The sequence below is a fragment of the Microbacterium sp. Leaf288 genome, from assembly GCF_001422925.1.
Taxonomy (GTDB): domain Bacteria; phylum Actinomycetota; class Actinomycetes; order Actinomycetales; family Microbacteriaceae; genus Microbacterium.
The window spans coordinates 224,343-240,848 of sequence record NZ_LMNI01000010.1 but is presented as its reverse complement, the minus strand read 5'-3'; the positions used below and the strand labels follow the sequence as shown (position 1 = coordinate 240,848).

Sequence of the window (16,506 nt, the reverse complement as noted above, 5' to 3'; positions counted from 1 at the left end):
AGTGCCTGCCGCCGGATGTCGGAGGCGACGCATACCGTGAACGGCATGAGCCGCCCGCATCCCGAACAGCTGCCGCTGTGGGATGCGCCGGACTGGGTGAGCATGGTCGGGGTGTTCGATCTCGAGACCACCGGCATCGTTGTCGCCGCCGATCGCATCGTCACGGCCCACGTGGGTCTGCTGGATGCATCGGGCTGCGTCATCCGCGCCCGCGACTGGCTGGCCGATCCCGGCGTCGAGATCCCCGACGGCGCGAGCGCGATCCACGGCATCTCCACGGAGCACGCCCGCGCGAACGGCCGACCGGCCGCCGAGGTGGTCGACGAAGTGGTCACGGCCGTTCGCGCCCTGCTCGATACCGGAATCCCCGTCGTCGCCTACAACGCGCCGTTCGACTTCTCACTACTGAAGTACGAGTCGCTGCGCCACGACATCGCGCCGATCGAGGATCCGTCGCCCGTGATCGATCCCCTCGTCGTCGACAAGGCCTACGACCGGTGGCGCAAAGGCAAGCGCACGCTGGAGGTCGTCGCCGCACACTACGCCGTGCGACTGGACGCCGCGCACGAGGCATCGGCCGACGCGGTCGCTGCCGGCCGCGTCGCGCAGGCGCTCGCGGAGCGATTCGCGCCGTGGCTGCCCGACACGGTGCATGAGCTGCACACCCGCCAGATCGGCTGGGCCCGTGCCCAGGCGGAGAGCCTCACCGAGTACTTCATCCGCATCGGGAGGATCGATCCCGACGACCGTCTCGACGGTCGCTGGCCGATCCGCTGACCGGCGTCGCCCCGGAAACGCAGAAGACCCCGCCGAAGCGGGGTCTTCCGGAAGAGCTGAGGCTTACTTGGAGCCGCCGAAGTTCTTGAAGCGCTGGTTGAACTTCTCGACACGACCGGCCGAGTCCATGATGCGCTGCTTGCCCGTGTAGAACGGGTGCGAGGCCGACGAGATCTCGACGTCGATGACGGGGTACTCGACACCGTCGAGCTCGATCGTCTTGTCGCTGGTCACCGTCGAGCGGGTGAGGAAGGTCTCGCCCGAGCCGAGGTCACGGAACACGACGGCCTGGTAGTCCGGGTGGAGGTCAGTCTTCATGATGGTCCTTTGAGGATGGTGCCCTGGATTTTGCCAGGGCGGTCAAAGTCTGGGGTGCGAATGCACCAAAGAAAGATTCTACCAGTCTCCCGCGCGGACGCCGAACCGGCAGTCTCTCGGGGCTCAGTGCGCGGCGCGTGCCGCGAAGCGGCCGCCCTCCTCGCTGAGGCGGATCGGCACGCCGAACGTGTCGGTGAGCGCCTCGGCGGTGAGGGTCTCGCGGATCGGACCGGATGCCACGGCCTGGCCGTCGCGCAGCAACAGCACGTGGGTGAATCCGATGGGGATCTCCTCGACGTGGTGCGTGACCATGATCATCGCCGGCGTCGTCGGCGCCTGGGCGTAGCCGCCGAGCAGGATCAGCAGCTCTTCGCGCGCGCCCAGGTCGAGGCTGGCGGTCGGCTCGTCGAGGAGCAGCAGCTCGGGGTCGGTCATGACGGCACGGGCGATCTGCACGCGCTTCTGCTCGCCGTCGCTGAGGGTGCCGAAGGTGCGGTCGGCGAGGTGGTCGAGCTTCCACTCCGCGAGCACGCGCAGCGCGCGGCGCTCGTCGATGTCCTCGTAGTCCTCGCGCCAGCGGCCGAGCACGGAATACGCCGCCGTCAGGACGACGTTGAGCACGGTCTCCTCCGGCGGCACGCGACGCGCCATCGCGGAGGACGCGAACCCGATCCGGGGCCGCAGTTCGAAGACGTCGGTGCGGCCGAGACGCTCGCCGAGGATGGTCACGACGCCTGACGTGGGGTGCAGCAGCGTGTCGGCCATCTGGAGCACGGTGGTCTTGCCGGCGCCGTTGGGTCCGAGGACCACCCAGCGCTCGTCGTCGTTGATCGTCCAGTTCAGGTGGTCGACGATGTTCCGGGCGTTTCGGCGGACGACGACGTCGGAGAACTCGAGCACCTGGGGCATGCTGACAGCCTATCGGCCGCCGGAGACCACCTCTGCGTACAGCGCGGCCGTCTGGTCGGCGATGCGCTGCCAGCTGAAATCATCGGTCGCGCGCTTCCGTCCGGCGGCGCCGTACTCGCGCGCGCGCTCCGGATCGCTCACGACCTCGGTGAGCACGCGCGCGAGATCCGACACGTACTGCTCGGGGTCTGTCGGGGTGCCCGTGCCGTCCTGCACCTGCTCGATGGGCACGAGGCGCCCTGTGACACCGTCGACGACGACCTCGGGGATGCCGCCGGTCGCCGTCCCGACGACGGCGGCGCCGCAGGCCATCGCCTCGAGGTTCACGATGCCGAGCGGCTCGTAGACCGACGGGCAGACGAAGGTGGTCGCCGCGCTCAGGATCGTGCACAGCTCGTGGCGCGAGAGCATCCGATCGAGCCACACCACGCCCTCGCGGGTCTCCTGGAGCCCGCGGACGAGCTCTTCGACCTCCGCCATGATCTGCGGGGTGTCGGGCGCGCCGGCGGCGAGGATCACCTGCACGTCGGCGGGCAGGCGCTCGGCGGCGCGGAGGAAGTACGGCAGGCCCTTCTGGCGCGTGATGCGGCCGACGAAGACCACCGACGGCTTCGCCGGGTCGATCCCCAGCTCGGCCAGCAGCGCGGGGTCCTCGACGGGGTGCCACGCCTCGACGTCGATGCCGTTGTAGATCACGCGGACGCGCCCGGGGTCGAGCGCCGGGTAGCTGCGCAGGATGTCTTCGCGCATGCCGTTGCTCACCGCGACGATGGCCGCGGCGCCCTCGTACGCCGACTTCTCGATCCAGCTCGAGACGGCGTAGCCGCCGCCGAGCTGCTCGGCCTTCCACGGGCGCAGCGGCTCGAGGCTGTGGGCGGTCACGATGTGCGGGATGCCGTGCAGCAGCGACGCGAGGTGCCCGGCGAAGTTCGCGTACCAGGTATGGCTGTGCACGACGTCGGCGCCCGCGACATCCGTCACGATCTCGAGATCCGTGCCGAGCGTCTGCACCGCGGCGTTGGCGGCGCCCAGCTCCGCCGGAACGCCGTACGACGTGGTGCCCTCCTCGTCGCGGGCGGCGCCGAACGCGCGCACCCGGACATCGATGCTCGAGCGGAGCGCCTTGACGAGCTCCGTCACGTGCACACCGGCGCCGCCGTAGATCTCCGGCGGGTACTCCTTGGTGACGATGTCGACTCGCATGTGTCGAACGCTAGTACACGGGCCGGAACGCGTCATAGTGTGGGTCGCATGCCAGCTGCACCCAAGGTCTTCGGAATCATCCTCGCCGGCGGCGAAGGGAAGCGGCTGATGCCGTTGACCGCGGATCGCGCCAAGCCCGCCGTCCCGTTCGGAGGCCAGTACCGGCTCATCGACTTCGCGATCTCGAACCTGATCAACTCGGGCCTGAGGCAGATCGTGGTGCTGACGCAGTACAAGTCCCACAGCCTCGACCGCCACATCTCGCAGACGTGGCGCATGTCGGCGCTCCTGGACTCCTACGTCACGTCGGTGCCCGCGCAGCAGCGCCTGGGCAAGCGCTGGTTCTCGGGATCGGCGGACGCCATCCTGCAGAGCCTCAACCTCATCAACGACGAGCAGCCCGACATCGTGGTCGTCATCGGCGCGGACCACGTCTACCGCATGGACTTCCGGCAGATGCTCGCCGCCCACATCGAATCGGGCGCGCGGGCAACGGTCGCCGGCATCCGTCAGCCGATCTCGCTGGCGAACCAGTTCGGCGTGATCGACGTCGACCCCGAGGATCCGATGCGCATCCGCGAGTTCCTCGAGAAGCCGCAGAACGCCGTGGGCCTGGCCGACGCGCCCAACCAGGTGCTCGCCTCGATGGGCAACTACATCTTCGACACCGACGCGCTCATCGAGGCCGTCGAGTCCGACGGGGAGCTGCCCACGTCGAACCACGACATGGGCGGCGACATCATCCCTTACTTCGTGGACCGCGGCGAGGCCGGCGTGTACGACATGAACCGCAACGACGTGCCGGGTTCGACCGATCGCGACCGGTACTACTGGCGTGACGTGGGAACCATCGACTCGTTCTTCGACGCGCACCGCGATCTCATCTCGACGCTGCCGGTGTTCAACCTGTACAACATGGACTGGCCGATCCACTCGCAGGCGGTCAACTCCCCGCCCGCGAAGTTCGTGCGCGATTCGGTCGGCCGCATCGGCAACGCGATCGACTCGATCGTGTCGCTCGGGTCGGTGCTGTCGGGCACGCACCTCGAGCGCAGCGTGGTGGGTCCGTGGACGCTCGCCGGCGGCGGGTCGACGATCACCGACTCGGTGCTCTTCGATCACGTGCACGTCGGTGCGGGCGCCCGGGTGCACCGCGCGATCCTCGACAAGAACGTGGTGCTCGAGGACGGCGCCACGGTCGGCGTCGACCGCGACAAGGACCTCGCGCGCGGCTTCACGATCACCGACAGCGGCATCACCGTCGTCGGCAAGGGGTTCCGCGTCGAGCGCTGACACACGGCGAGCGGCGGCATCCGGTCCGGCTAGCGTGGGAGCATGCCTGCCGCGCCCGCCCGCTTCCTCGTCGTGCTCGACGCCGACTCCACGCTCATCCGCAACGAGGTCATCGAGCTGATCGCCGATGAGGCAGGACGCGGCGCGGAGGTCGCGGCGGCGACCGAGGCCGCGATGCGCGGCGAGGTCGATTTCGCGACCAGCCTGCGCTCCCGCGTCGAGGCCCTCGAGGGCGTGCCCGTCGCGGCGTTCGCGCGCGTGCTCGCGCGCATCGAGCCCACGCCGGGCGTCCGCGAGCTGATCGCGGCGGTGCACGAGCGCGGCGGCGCCGTGGGTGTGGTGTCGGGCGGGTTCCACGAGATCCTCGACACGGTCGCCCCCGACCTCGGGGTGGACGTGTGGCGCGCCAACCGGCTCGCCACACGGGACGGCGTGCTGAGCGGCGCTGTGGACGGCCGGATCGTGGATGCTGCGGGCAAGGCCGCCGCCCTCCGCGAATGGGCCGACGAGCGCGGCGTGCCCCTCAGCCGCACGCTGGCGATCGGCGACGGCGCGAACGACCTCGAGATGATGGCCGTCGCCGGGCTCGGCGTCGCCTTCAATGCGAAGCCCGCGGTACGCGAACGCGCCGACCTGGTCGTCGGTCCGGTCGACCTCGCCGAGGTCATCCCGCTGCTGCCGTAGTCGCGCTCGTCGCCCCAGGCGGGGCTGTTCCGATGTCGGGCGCCGTCGGTAGCGTCGGAGCATGCACATCATCCTCGTTCCCGGGCTGTGGCTCGACGCGTCGTCGTGGGGCGACGTCGACCCCGCCCTCGAAGCCGCCGGCCACCGCACGCACGCGCTCACCATGCCGGGGGTCGGCGCCTCCGCCACGGAGTCCGCGGGCATCGGCATCGCCGACTGGATCGCCACGACGGTCGCGCAGATCGATCGGCTCGACGGCCCTGTCGTGCTCGTCGGTCATTCGGGCGGGGGCAACGTCGCCTACGGCGCCGTCGATGCGCGGCCCGACCGGGTCGCCCGGGTCGTCTTCCTCGACACGTTCCCTCCCGGCGACGGCGGCTCCATCTCCGAGTTCCCCGTCGTCGACGGTGTCATCCCTTTTCCCGGCTGGGACTTCTTCGACGAGCCCGACATCGCCGACCTCGACCCGCAGGCGCGGGCGGAGGCCGCGGCACGCGCGAAGTCAGTGCCTGAGCGGGTGCCGACCGATCCGATCCGGCTCACCGACGAGCGGCGGCGCGCCGTTCCGGCGACGATGATCACCGGCACGGTGGCGGAGGCGCAGATCCGCGAGATCATCGCGGCAGCACCGCCCTGGGCGGCCGAACTCGCCGCCCTCGAGCACCTCGACATCATCGAGCTCGGTTCCCCCGGAGACGCGACCGGCCACTGGCCGCAGTTCTCACGGCCCGGCGCCGTCGCCGAGGCGATCCTGCAGGCGATCGCCTGAGAACGCCGACGTCGCGCGGAGTGCTGCGGTCAGTGCCCCATGCCGAGGCCGCCGTCGACCGGGATCACGGCGCCGGAGATGTAGGCCGCGTCGTCCGAGGCGATCCACGTCACGACGCCGGCCACCTCGTCGGGGGACGCGAAGCGCCCGGCGGGGATGTTCTTCTTGTACTCGGCCTGCGTGTCGTCCGAGAGCTCGGCCGTCATGTCGGTCTCGATGAAGCCGGGGGCCACGACGTTCGCCGTGATGCCGCGGGCTCCGAGCTCACGGGTGAGCGAGCGCGCGAACCCGACGAGGGCGCTCTTCGAGGCGGCGTAGTTGATCTGACCGGCCGAGCCGTACAGCCCGACGACGCTCGAGATCAGCACGACGCGGCCCCAGCGGGCGCGCAGCATCCCCTTGGAGGCGCGCTTGACGACGCGGAATGCGCCGCCGAGGTTGGTCGAGACGACGCTGTCGAAGTCGTCCTCGGTCATGCGCAGCAGGAGGGTGTCCTTCGTGATGCCGGCGTTCGCGACGACGATCTCGACCGGGCCCAGCGTGTTCTCCACCTCGGTGAAGGCGGCGTCGACGGCGGCGGCATCCGTCACATCCGCCCGCACGGTGAGGGTGCCCTCGGGTCCCTCGCCGGAGCGCGCGGTGACGGCGACCTTGTAGCCCTCGGCGACGAAGCGCTCCGCGATGGCGCGGCCGATGCCGCGGTTTCCGCCGGTGACGAGGACGACGCGATCGGTGGACATGGTGGCACTCCCGGGGGTTGTGGCGGATCCGCACCAGCCTACCGGCGGCGCCCCGATCGGCCGGCGTGTTTGACACCCCCGCCGCGGCGCTGGGACTCTGGTCCCAGACATCGAAGAAAGGCCGCCCCGTGAGCGACAACACCCCGCAGAACCCCGCACCGGAGCCGGGCTCGTACCCGCCGGTTCCGCCCGCACAGGGGGCCTATCCCCCGCCCGCCTACGGCTCGCCCGCGGGCAGCGCGCCCGCCTACGGCGCCACTCCGGCATACGGCTCCGCTCCCGCGTACGGCGCAGCCCCCGCGTACGGCTACGGCGCGCCCGCGAAGACGAACACGCTGGCGATCGTGTCGCTCATCGCGTCGATCTCGGCCTTCGTCATCCTGCCGTTCATCGGCTCGGTCGTGGGCGTGATCACCGGCCACATGTCGCTCAACCAGCTCAAGACGAACGGCGAGCAGGGGCGCGGAATGGCCTTGGCCGGCACCATCGTCGGCTGGGTGGGACTGGGGCTCGCGATCCTCGGGACCATCGCGGCGATCCTGTTCTTCTCCTTCCTCGTGGGGATGTACGGGCAGTACGGCACGTACTCCTGAAACCGCTCGCCCCGGGACCCGTTCCCGGGGCGATCACGCGGTGCAACCGGCGTACCCTGGAAGTACCGTGAAGAGTTCGAGCCACGCCCCGTCGGCGACATCCCTGCCGCGTTCCCCGCGCGACGACGTCGACGCGCGCTCGACCCGCTACCTGATCACGATGGGCATCCGCGTCGCGTGCTTCATCCTCATGGTGGTCATCACGCCGTACGGCTGGTACACGTGGCTCTTCGGCGCCGCGGCGATCTTCCTGCCGTACATCGCGGTCGTCTCCGCGAACGTCGGTCAGGAGGCGCGGCGCAACCGCCGCGAGGATCCCGAGCCCGCGCTGCCCGCCGCACCCACGACGGCTGCGACCGGAACCCCGGTGATCCGCATCGAGGAGACCCGGGCGATCCCGGCGGACGACGAGCGCACGGACGACAAGCCCACCGACGAGGCGGACCCGACCGCATGAGCGACGCCGGACCCGACCAGGTCGCCGACGCGGTCTGCTCGCGCGCAGGTTGCCGCGCCGCCGCTCGCTGGCGCATCGACTGGCGCAATCCCCGCATCCACGGGGAGGACCGCCACAAGACCTGGGTGGCGTGCGACGAGCACGTAGGGTACCTCCGCGAGTTCCTCGCCGCACGCGACTTCCCGGTGGGGGTCGCCCCGCTCACCCCGACGGAGGCCGCCCGATGAGCCCCCGCTCCGTGAGCATGCAGAGCCTGCCCCGCGCGGGCCGCTGGGCGATCTACATCGCCCTCGCGGTCGTGTTCGCGATCGCGTGCGCTTTCCTGTCGAACTGGCAGTTCACGCGCAACCAGGAGCGCTCCGGACAGCTCGCGCTCGTCGCCGAGAACTACGACGCCGTCCCGGTGCCGTTGGCCGAGCTCCTCCCTGCCGGCGGCGATTTCTCGCCCGGTGACGAATGGCACCCGGTGACCCTCACCGGGACGTACCTGACCGACGAACAGCTCCTGGTGCGCAACCGCCCGCACGGCGGAACCTCGGCCTTCGAGGTGCTCGTGCCCTTCCGCCTCGACGACGGCCGCGTGCTGCTGGTCGACCGCGGCTGGGTGCCGCCGGGCCAGGACCAGCCCGTCCCCGACGCGATCCCGGCTCCCCCGTCCGGCGAGGCGACCGTGGTCGTGCGCCTGCGCCCGGGCGAGCCCCTGCCCTCGTCGGGTCGCTCGGCGCCCGAGGGACAGGTCCCCACGATCAATCTCGGCCTCATCGCCGATACGATCTCGCCCACCGCGCGCGAGGCCTTCGAGCGGAGCGCCTACGGCGTCATGGTGTCGGAGGACCCGGCCCCGGCGACCGCGCCGAGCGCCCTCGAGCCCCCGTCCGAGGACCCCGGGCCCCATCTCTCGTACGCGATCCAGTGGATCCTGTTCGCGGTGATGGGATTCGTCTTCATCGGCTATGTCATCCGCACCGAGCGCCGCCACCGTCGCGAGGATGCGGAGGACGCCCCGTCGGAGGCAGGCGGAACGGATGCCCCGGCCACCGCGCCGCCGGCACCGCGCCGTCGCCGCGACCGCGACGCGGAGGACGAGGACGCGCTGCTCGACGCCGCCGGCCGCTGACCCCGAGCACAGGATCGGAGTTCTTCGGCGACACGCCGGGTCGAGGCATCCGTTTGCCGCGTGTCGCGCAAGGCCTCCGCCGCTGTGCGCGTTGCCGACGCGCTACGCGAGCGACACGAGGTCCGCGTAGTCGCGACCCCAGATGTCTTCGACGCCGTCGGGGAGGATGAGAACGCGCTCGGGGTTGAGCGCCTCGACGGCACCTTCGTCGTGCGACACGAGCACCACCGCGCCCTCGTAGTGGGCGAGCGCACCGAGGATCTCCTCGCGCGACGCGGGGTCGAGGTTGTTCGTGGGCTCGTCGAGCAGCAGCATGTTCGCCGACGACACGACGAGGGTCGCAAGCGACAGCCGCGTCTTCTCGCCGCCGGAGAGCACGCCGGCGGGCTTCAGCACGTCATCCCCGGTGAACAGGAAGGACCCCAGCACCTTGCGCGCGTCGGTGGCGGTGATGTCGGGCGCCGCCGACATCATGTTCTCGAGCACCGAGCGCGACACGTCGAGGTTCTCGTGCTCCTGCGCGTAGTAGCCGATCTTGAGACCGTGACCGGGCTCGAGCTGTCCGGTGTCGGGCTGGTCGACGCCCGCGAGGATGCGCAGCAGCGTCGTCTTTCCGGCACCGTTGAGGCCGAGGATCACGACCTTCGAGCCGCGGTCGATCGCGAGGTCCACATCCGTGAAGATCTCGAGCGAGCCGTAGGACTTCGACAGGCCCGAGGCCATGAGCGGCGTCTTGCCGCAGGGAGCGGGCTTCGGGAAGCGCAGCTTCGCCACCCGCTCCTCCTGGCGCACCTCGTCGAGGCCCGCGAGCATCTTCTCGGCGCGCGCCACCATCTGGTGGGCCGCGGCGGCCTTCGACGCCTTGGCGCCGAACCGGGCCGCCTGCTGCTGCAGGACGGTGGCCTTCTTCTCGACGTTGGCGCGCTCCTTCTTGCGGCGCTCCTCGTCGGCCACCCGCTGGCGCAGGTAGTTCTTCCAGTTCATGTTGTAGACGTCGATGACCTGGCGGTTCGCGTCGAGGTAGAAGACGCGGTTGACCGTCTCGCCGACGAGCTCCACGTCGTGCGAGATCACGATGAGCCCGCCCTTGTAGCCCTTGAGGAACTCGCGCAGCCACACGACGCTGTCGGCGTCGAGGTGGTTCGTCGGCTCGTCGAGGATCATCGTCTGCGCGTCCGAGAACAGGATGCGCGCAAGCTCGATGCGGCGACGCTGGCCACCCGACAGGGTCTTCAGCGGCTGATCGAGGATGCGGTCGGGCAGCGAGAGGTTGTGGGCGATGGACGCCGCCTCGGCCTCTGCCGCGTAGCCGCCGAGCGCCTCGAAGCGCTCGGTGAGATTCGCGTACCTGCGCATCGCCTTCGCGGCGACCGCCTCGTCGTCGTCACCCATCGCAAGGGATGCCTCGTGCATGCCGATCGCGAGCGAGCCGAGGCCGCGTGCGTCGAGGATGCGCGTGCGCGCCAGCATCTCGGGGTCGCCTGAGCGCGGGTCCTGGGGCAGGTAGCCCAGTTCGCCGGAGCGCTCGACCTTGCCGTCCGCGGGGATGAGATCGCCCGCGAGGACCTTGGTCAGCGTCGTCTTGCCGGCGCCGTTGCGGCCGACGAGACCGATCTTGTCGCCGTCCGAGACGCGGAAGGAGACGTCCGACATGAGCACGCGGGCGCCCACGCGGATCTCGAGGTCGTGCACGGCGAGCACAGCGGAAGTCCGATCCGTCGATGGAGATGGGGAGGTGGCCGAACGGCCAGCCTCCCAGTATACGGGCCCGGCTCGGTCGTCGCCGGAACACCGGCGGACAGCGGATCGGCCGATCATTCGTGGATCCCGTCCAAGAACCCGCTCCGACCTCCCCCTAGGCTGAGTCCCATGTCATCCATCGCCGCCGCTCCGACCGCCTCCGCCGGTACGCGTCGCGTCCTCGCCGACGTCATCGCCCGACCGTCCTCGCGCGCTCGCGCGTTCGCCCTCGATGCCGGACTCGTCATCGCCGGCGCGACCATCGTCGCCCTCCTCGCCCAGGTCGAGATCCCGCTGTGGCCCGTGCCGATCACGGGTCAGACGCTGGGTGTCATCGTCGTCGGCGCCGCGCTCGGCGCGTGGCGCGGTGCGGCCGCCCTCACGACCTACATGCTCGTCGGCCTCGCGGGACTCCCCGTCTTCGCCGGCTTCACCGGCACCGTCGCCGCGATCGGCAAGCCCAGCTTCGGGTTCGTGATCGGCTTCATCTTCTCGGCGTTCGTCGCCGGCTGGTTCGCCGAGCGCGCGTGGGACCGCCGCCCCGGGCTCGCGTTCCTCGGCTTCGCCGCCGCGAGCGTCGTGCCGTTCCTGTTCGGCATCCCGTACATGGCCTTCATCCTCAACGTCGTGATGGGCCTGGACTACTCGTTCGGCGAGCTGCTCGCCGTCGGCCTCCTCCCGTTCATCCTGGGCGGCCTCATCAAGGCGGCCCTCGCTGCCGCGATCATCCCCGGCGCGTGGGCGCTCGTCCGCAAGGCGGACCAGAGCAAGAACTGAGACGGATGCCTCGACCCGAGGCATCCGTCTCTCGAAAGCCCCCGGCTGCACGGCCGGGGGCTTTCGCGTTCACGGGAGCGTGACGCGACGGATTCGCAATCTGGGAAACGGCTGGGTAAGGTTGGCCTTACCCAGCCCTCGCTAAGGGCACCCTTACCTAACAACTCATCGGAGGATTCCGTGCGCCTCAACCGCCCCGCAGCCGCCACCGCGATGCTCGCCGCCGCCGCGATCGCCCTCGCCGGGTGCGCGAGCGCGACCGCCGACAGCACCGGCGACACCGCCGACGCCGCTTCCGGAGCCGGCTTCCCGGTCACGATCGAGCACGCGTACGGCGAGACGGTCATCGAGTCCCAGCCCGAGCGCGTCGCCACCGTCGCGTGGTCGAACCAGGAGGTGCCGATCGCGCTGGGTGTCGTGCCCGTCGGCATGGCCGAGGTCACGTGGGGCGACGATGACGGCGACGGCGTGCTGCCCTGGGTCGAGGACAAGCTGGAAGAGCTCGGCGCCGACACGCCGGTCCTCTTCGACGAGACCGACGGCATCGACTTCGAGGCGGTCGCCGACACGCAGCCCGACGTCATCCTCGCCGCGTACTCCGGCCTCACGCAGGAGGAGTACGACACCCTCTCGAAGATCGCGCCCGTGGTCGCGTACCCCGAAGTCGCGTGGGGCACGTCGTACGAGGACATGATCCGTCTCAACTCGCAGGCGCTCGGCCTCGCGGCGGAGGGGGACGCCCTCATCGAGGAGCTGCACGGCGAGGTCGACGCGGCGCTCGCGAACTACCCCGAGCTCGCCGACTCGCGCGTGCTCTTCTCGTACATCGACCCGTCGGACTTCAGCCAGATCGGCTTCTACACGAGCCTCGACACGCGCCCCGGCTTCCTCGAGGGCCTCGGCTTCCCGCTGCCGGCCGTCGTCGAGGAGGAGTCGGACGGCGTGCAGTTCTACACCGCCGTGAGCGCCGAGCAGGCCGACCGCTTCGCCGACGTCGACGTGTTCGTCACCTACGGCGACGCGAGCGGCTCGATCATCGCGCAGCTGCAGGCGGACCCGCTGCTGTCGCAGATCCCGGCGATCGCCGAGGGCCGCATCGCGATCCTCGAGGAGGCGACCCCGCTCGCCGCCTCGGCCAACCCGTCTCCGCTGTCGATCGGCTGGGGCGTCGACGAGTACTTCGCGCTGCTCAACGACGCCCTCACGGCCGACTGACAGGCCAGGAGCTCGATCGGGTGACTGTCACCGAGACGCGTACGCCGCTGCCGGATGCCGCAACCCTGCGGCGCCCGGCAGCGGTGCGACTGGCGTGGCTCGCGGTGTCGTTCGCGGTGCTCGCGATGCTCTGCGTCGCGAGCGTGGCATTCGGCGTCCGCGACGTCGCGCTGAGCGACATCCTCGCCGGCCTCGGCGGCGACACCAGCGGGGTCGCACAGGCCGCCGTGGTGGCCCGGGTTCCCCGCACCCTGCTCGCGATCCTCGTCGGCGCGGCGCTGGCGATGTCGGGCGCGGCCATGCAGGCGGTGACCCGCAACCCGCTGGCAGACCCCGGCATCCTCGGGATCTCCGGCGGCGCCGCACTCGCGGTCGTCATCGGCATCGCGTTCTTCGGCATGTCGGACCCCTACGCCTTCATCGCCGCCTCGATCATCGGCGCCGGCGGCGCCGCCGTGTTCGTCTACACGGTCGGCTCCCTCGGCCGTGGCGGAGCGACGCCGCTCAAGCTCGCGCTCGCGGGTGCCGCGACCTCGGCCGCCTTCATGTCGCTCGTGAGCGCCGTGCTCCTCCCCCGCGTCGATCTGCTCGAGACCTTCCGGTTCTGGCAGATCGGCGGGGTCGGCGGGGCGACCTGGGATCGCATCGGGACGATCCTGCCGATCCTGACGGTCGGCGCGGTGATCACCCTCGTCTGCGCACGCGGCATGAACTCGCTCGCGCTCGGCGACGACGTCGCGACGGGCCTCGGCGAGCACGTCCTTCGCACCCGGCTCATCGCGTCGGCGGGCGCCGTCATCCTGTGCGGCGCGGCCGTGGCGATCGCGGGTCCCATCGCCTTCGTGGGCCTGATCATCCCGCACCTGTGCCGCCTGCTCGTCGGCACCGACCACCGCTGGCTGCTCCCGTTCTCGGCGGTCGCGGGGGCGGTGCTGCTCGTCGCCGCCGACATCGTCGGCCGGGTCGTCGCCCGCCCGGACGAGATCGAGGTCGGCATCCTCACGGCGCTCGTCGGCGCCCCGTTCTTCATCTGGATCGTCCGCAGGCAGAAGGTGCGCGAGCTGTGAGCACCGACACGTTCCTCCGTCCCGCGGCACAGGCGGTCGTCATCGGACGACGGCGCCGCAGCCGTCGCCGGGTCATCGTGACCGCCGCCCTCGCCGTCGGCGTCATGCTGGTCTTCGTCGCGTCGCTCATGATCGGGCAGACGTTCTACGGCCTCGACGAGGTCGTCCGTGTCGTCCTCGGGCAGACCGTGCCCGGCGCCTCGTTCACCGTCGGCGAGCTGCGCCTCCCGCGCGCGGTCCTCGCGATCCTCGCGGGATTCGCGTTCGGCATCGCGGGCGTGACGTTCCAGACGATGCTGCGCAACCCGCTCGCGTCGCCCGACATCATCGGCATCACCGCCGGTGCGAGCGCGGCGGCGGTCTTCGGCATCGTCATCCTGTCACTCAGCGAGACCGCGGTGTCCGTGCTCGCCGTCGTGGGCGGCCTCGCGACCGCCCTCGCCATCTACCTGCTCTCGAACAAGGGCGGATTCGCGGGCACGCGTCTGATCCTCATCGGCATCGGCGTCGCCGCGATGCTCGACGCGGCGGTCACCTACGTGCTCTCGAAAGCCCCGGCCTACGACCTGCAGGCGGCGATGCGCTGGCTCACCGGGAGCCTGAACGGGGCGACGTGGTCGACGCTGCTCCCGCTCGCGATCGCAAGCGTCGTGCTCGTTCCGGCGCTGCTGGCGAAGGGTCGCGACCTGAACGTCTTGCGTCTCGGTGACGACGCAGCCGCGAGCCTCGGCATCCGTCTTCAGGGCACCCGAGTGGTGGTCATCGTCGCGGCCGTCGCGCTGCTGGCGTTCGCGACCGCCGCCACCGGTCCGATCGCGTTCGTCGCGTTCATGGCCGGCCCCATCGCGGCGCGTATCGTCGGCCCCGGCGGCTCGCTGCTGCTGCCGTCCGCGCTCGTCGGCGCGCTGCTCGTGCAGCTGTCAGACCTCTTGGGTCAGTTCGCCTTCGACAGCCGGTACCCGGTCGGGGTCGTCACCGGCGTGCTCGGCGCCCCCTTCCTCATCTCCCTCCTCATCAGGACGAACCGCTCCGGAGGCTCGCTATGACCGATTCCCACAGCCTGTCGGCGGAAGGCCTGACGCTGTCATACGGTGACCGCACGATCGTCGAGGGTCTCGACCTCGTGATCCCGCCCGGTCGCATCACCGCGATCGTCGGCGCGAACGGGTGCGGCAAGTCGACCCTCCTGCGCGCGCTCGCGCGTCTCATCTCGCCGCGGGAGGGTCAGGTGATCCTGGACGGCAAGGCCCTGCACGGCCGCGCGACGAAAGAGATCGCACGCACCCTCGGGCTCCTCCCCCAGAGTCCGATCGCCCCCGAGGGCATCGCCGTCGCCGACCTCGTCGGACGCGGGCGGCACCCGCACCAGAAGCTGCTGGCGCGCTGGAGCTCGCACGACTACGAGGTCGTCGCGCAGGCACTCGCCGCCACCGGCATCGAGGACCTCGCCGACCGGTCGGTCGACGAACTGTCGGGCGGGCAGCGCCAGCGCGCGTGGATCGCGATGGCACTCGCACAGGAGACCGACATCCTGCTGCTCGACGAGCCCACGACCTTCCTCGACGTCGCGCACCAGGTCGAGGTGCTCGACCTCCTCACCGACCTCAACCGCGACCGCGGCACCACGATCGTGATGGTGCTGCACGACATGAACCTCGCCGCCCGGTACGCCGACCACCTCTTCGCGCTGCGCTCCGGCCGCGTGGTCGCGAGCGGAGCGCCTGGCGAGGTCATGACCGGAGAACTCATCCGCGAGGTCTTCGACCTCGACGCGCTCGTCGTGCCCGATCCCGTGTCGGGCGCGCCCATCGTCCTCCCCCGCGGCCGGCACCACGTGTCGCCTCGGGTGCCCGTCGCCGCGACCCCGCTCGCCGCGGCCCCCACTCCCCTGCCGACAGGAGCCTGAAGATGACCGGCACCGACGCACCCTCTCGTTTCTTCCGCGCCCGCGTGACAGCCATCGCCGACGTGACGCCCAGTTTCCGCCGCTTCACCTTCGGCGGCGACGACCTCGCCGACTACGGCGACCCGGGCCTCGACCAGCGCATCAAGATCGTCTTCCCCACGCGCACGCTCGGCCTCGACGCGATGCCCCTCGGCGACGACTGGTACACGCAGTGGCGCGCGCTGCCCGAGGAGCAGCGCCTGCCGTTCCGCACGTACACGACGCGCTACGTGCGCAACCACCTCTGCGAGGTGGACGTCGACATGGTCTCGCACGACGTGATCGGCCCGGCCTCCGACTGGATCGATCGTGCACAGGTCGGCGACGAGGTGCTCATCTTCGCGCCGACCACTGCCCACAGCGGCGTGAGCTTCGGCATCGACTTCGTGCCGCCGGCCCGCGTCGACTCGATCCTGCTCGCCGGCGACGAGACGGCGGCGCCCGCGATCGCCGCGATCCTCGAGCAGCTGCCCCGCGACGCCAGCGGAGTGGTCGCTGTCGAGCTGCCGCACGCCGACGACGCCGCGTACTTGCCACGGCATCCCGGATTCGAGTACCGCATCGGCGCGCGCGCGGACGGCGAGCGTCACGCGCACCTCGTGGAGTCGGTGACGGATGCGGCGGCCCGCCTGGCGCCCGCGGGCGCCGGTGCGGACGTCGAGGAGGTCGACGTCGACACCGACATCCTGTGGGAGGTGCCGCGCACCGCCAAGGGCGGGGCGGCGCTGAAGAGCGCGCGCCTGTACGCGTGGCTCGCCGGCGAGGCCGGCGCGATCAAGGCCCTGCGCCGCCATCTCGTGGCCGAGCGCGGCGTCGACCGCCGCGCCGTCGCGTTCATGGGCTACTGGCGCCTCGGCCGAGCGGAGAATTGAGTCGCGCGACTCAAGGTTGAGCGAGCGAAG

Annotated in this window: 19 protein-coding genes; 14 read left to right on the top strand and 5 right to left on the bottom strand. The window is 70.8% G+C overall.

Features of this window, described 5'->3' with window-relative positions:
• The first annotated feature begins 45 nt into the window (after positions 1 to 45).
• Positions 46 to 777, top strand: a complete 732-nt coding sequence (locus ASF40_RS05300; protein WP_056368225.1) for an exonuclease domain-containing protein — start codon at positions 46 to 48, stop codon at positions 775 to 777.
• Positions 778 to 840: 63 nt separating this feature from the next.
• Here the strand turns inward: ASF40_RS05300 and ASF40_RS05295 are convergent, their stop codons facing one another.
• From ASF40_RS05295 to glgA, 3 genes are all read right to left on the bottom strand, one after another.
• A complete protein-coding gene (locus ASF40_RS05295) occupies positions 841 to 1,095 on the bottom strand; it encodes a type B 50S ribosomal protein L31 (protein ID WP_045302322.1) in 255 nt (84 codons plus the stop codon).
• A gap of 123 nt (positions 1,096 to 1,218) precedes the next feature.
• Positions 1,219 to 2,004 (bottom strand): ABC transporter ATP-binding protein, encoded by a 786-nt coding sequence (locus ASF40_RS05290; protein ID WP_056367184.1) that lies wholly within the window; start codon positions 2,002 to 2,004, stop codon positions 1,219 to 1,221.
• Positions 2,005 to 2,013: 9 nt separating this feature from the next.
• Positions 2,014 to 3,207 carry a glycogen synthase gene (gene glgA / locus ASF40_RS05285; protein WP_056367183.1) on the bottom strand — a complete coding sequence of 398 codons (1,194 nt, stop codon included), beginning with the start codon at positions 3,205 to 3,207 and terminating at the stop codon, positions 2,014 to 2,016.
• Positions 3,208 to 3,255: 48 nt separating this feature from the next.
• Here glgA and ASF40_RS05280 point away from each other — a divergent pair, with 48 nt between their 5' ends.
• The 3 genes from ASF40_RS05280 (at position 3,256) to ASF40_RS05270 (ending at position 5,953) form a co-directional block, all read left to right on the top strand.
• A complete protein-coding gene (locus ASF40_RS05280; protein ID WP_056368223.1) occupies positions 3,256 to 4,500 on the top strand; it encodes a glucose-1-phosphate adenylyltransferase in 1,245 nt (414 codons plus the stop codon).
• A 42-nt stretch (positions 4,501 to 4,542) separates the two neighbouring features.
• Entirely contained in the window at positions 4,543 to 5,184 is a 642-nt protein-coding gene (serB, locus tag ASF40_RS05275) for a phosphoserine phosphatase SerB (protein WP_056367182.1), read from the top strand.
• A gap of 61 nt (positions 5,185 to 5,245) precedes the next feature.
• Entirely contained in the window at positions 5,246 to 5,953 is a 708-nt protein-coding gene (locus ASF40_RS05270) for an alpha/beta fold hydrolase (RefSeq protein WP_056367181.1), read from the top strand.
• Positions 5,954 to 5,982: 29 nt separating this feature from the next.
• Here ASF40_RS05270 and fabG read toward each other — a convergent pair whose 3' ends face one another.
• A complete protein-coding gene (gene fabG, locus ASF40_RS05265) occupies positions 5,983 to 6,693 on the bottom strand; it encodes a 3-oxoacyl-ACP reductase FabG (RefSeq protein WP_056367180.1) in 711 nt (236 codons plus the stop codon).
• 128 nt (positions 6,694 to 6,821) lie between these two features.
• Between fabG and ASF40_RS05260 the strand changes: the two genes are divergently transcribed.
• From ASF40_RS05260 to ASF40_RS05245, 4 genes are all read left to right on the top strand, one after another.
• Positions 6,822 to 7,286 carry a DUF4190 domain-containing protein gene (locus ASF40_RS05260; RefSeq protein WP_056367179.1) on the top strand — a complete coding sequence of 155 codons (465 nt, stop codon included), beginning with the start codon at positions 6,822 to 6,824 and terminating at the stop codon, positions 7,284 to 7,286.
• Between the two features lie 67 nt (positions 7,287 to 7,353).
• On the top strand, positions 7,354 to 7,743 hold the full coding sequence (locus ASF40_RS05255) for a DUF3099 domain-containing protein (protein ID WP_056367178.1): 390 nt from the start codon (positions 7,354 to 7,356) through the stop codon (positions 7,741 to 7,743).
• Positions 7,740 to 7,970, top strand: a complete 231-nt coding sequence (locus tag ASF40_RS05250; RefSeq protein ID WP_056367177.1) for a hypothetical protein — start codon at positions 7,740 to 7,742, stop codon at positions 7,968 to 7,970. The genes ASF40_RS05255 and ASF40_RS05250 overlap by 4 nt, the downstream gene beginning before the upstream one ends.
• Positions 7,967 to 8,860, top strand: coding sequence for an SURF1 family cytochrome oxidase biogenesis protein (locus ASF40_RS05245; protein WP_056367176.1), 894 nt, complete (start codon positions 7,967 to 7,969; stop codon positions 8,858 to 8,860). Before ASF40_RS05250 ends, ASF40_RS05245 begins: the two co-directional genes overlap by 4 nt.
• A 102-nt stretch (positions 8,861 to 8,962) precedes the next feature.
• On the opposite strand, the gene ASF40_RS05240 is transcribed toward ASF40_RS05245, so the two are convergent.
• A complete protein-coding gene (locus ASF40_RS05240) occupies positions 8,963 to 10,561 on the bottom strand; it encodes an ABC-F family ATP-binding cassette domain-containing protein (RefSeq protein ID WP_056367175.1) in 1,599 nt (532 codons plus the stop codon).
• Positions 10,562 to 10,729: 168 nt separating this feature from the next.
• On the opposite strand from ASF40_RS05240, the gene ASF40_RS05235 reads away from it, so the two are divergent.
• The 6 genes from ASF40_RS05235 (at position 10,730) to ASF40_RS05210 (ending at position 16,476) form a co-directional block, all read left to right on the top strand.
• Positions 10,730 to 11,377 carry a biotin transporter BioY gene (locus tag ASF40_RS05235; protein WP_056367174.1) on the top strand — a complete coding sequence of 216 codons (648 nt, stop codon included), beginning with the start codon at positions 10,730 to 10,732 and terminating at the stop codon, positions 11,375 to 11,377.
• A gap of 180 nt (positions 11,378 to 11,557) precedes the next feature.
• Positions 11,558 to 12,592 carry an iron-siderophore ABC transporter substrate-binding protein gene (locus tag ASF40_RS05230; protein WP_056367173.1) on the top strand — a complete coding sequence of 345 codons (1,035 nt, stop codon included), beginning with the start codon at positions 11,558 to 11,560 and terminating at the stop codon, positions 12,590 to 12,592.
• Positions 12,593 to 12,612: 20 nt separating this feature from the next.
• A complete protein-coding gene (locus tag ASF40_RS05225; RefSeq protein ID WP_056367172.1) occupies positions 12,613 to 13,659 on the top strand; it encodes a FecCD family ABC transporter permease in 1,047 nt (348 codons plus the stop codon).
• Positions 13,656 to 14,705 (top strand): FecCD family ABC transporter permease, encoded by a 1,050-nt coding sequence (locus ASF40_RS05220; protein ID WP_056367171.1) that lies wholly within the window; start codon positions 13,656 to 13,658, stop codon positions 14,703 to 14,705. Before ASF40_RS05225 ends, ASF40_RS05220 begins: the two co-directional genes overlap by 4 nt.
• Positions 14,702 to 15,565, top strand: a complete 864-nt coding sequence (locus ASF40_RS05215) for an ABC transporter ATP-binding protein (RefSeq protein ID WP_056367170.1) — start codon at positions 14,702 to 14,704, stop codon at positions 15,563 to 15,565. Before ASF40_RS05220 ends, ASF40_RS05215 begins: the two co-directional genes overlap by 4 nt.
• Before the next feature lie 2 nt (positions 15,566 to 15,567).
• Entirely contained in the window at positions 15,568 to 16,476 is a 909-nt protein-coding gene (locus tag ASF40_RS05210) for a siderophore-interacting protein (RefSeq protein WP_056367169.1), read from the top strand.
• The last annotated feature ends 30 nt before the right edge of the window (positions 16,477 to 16,506 follow it).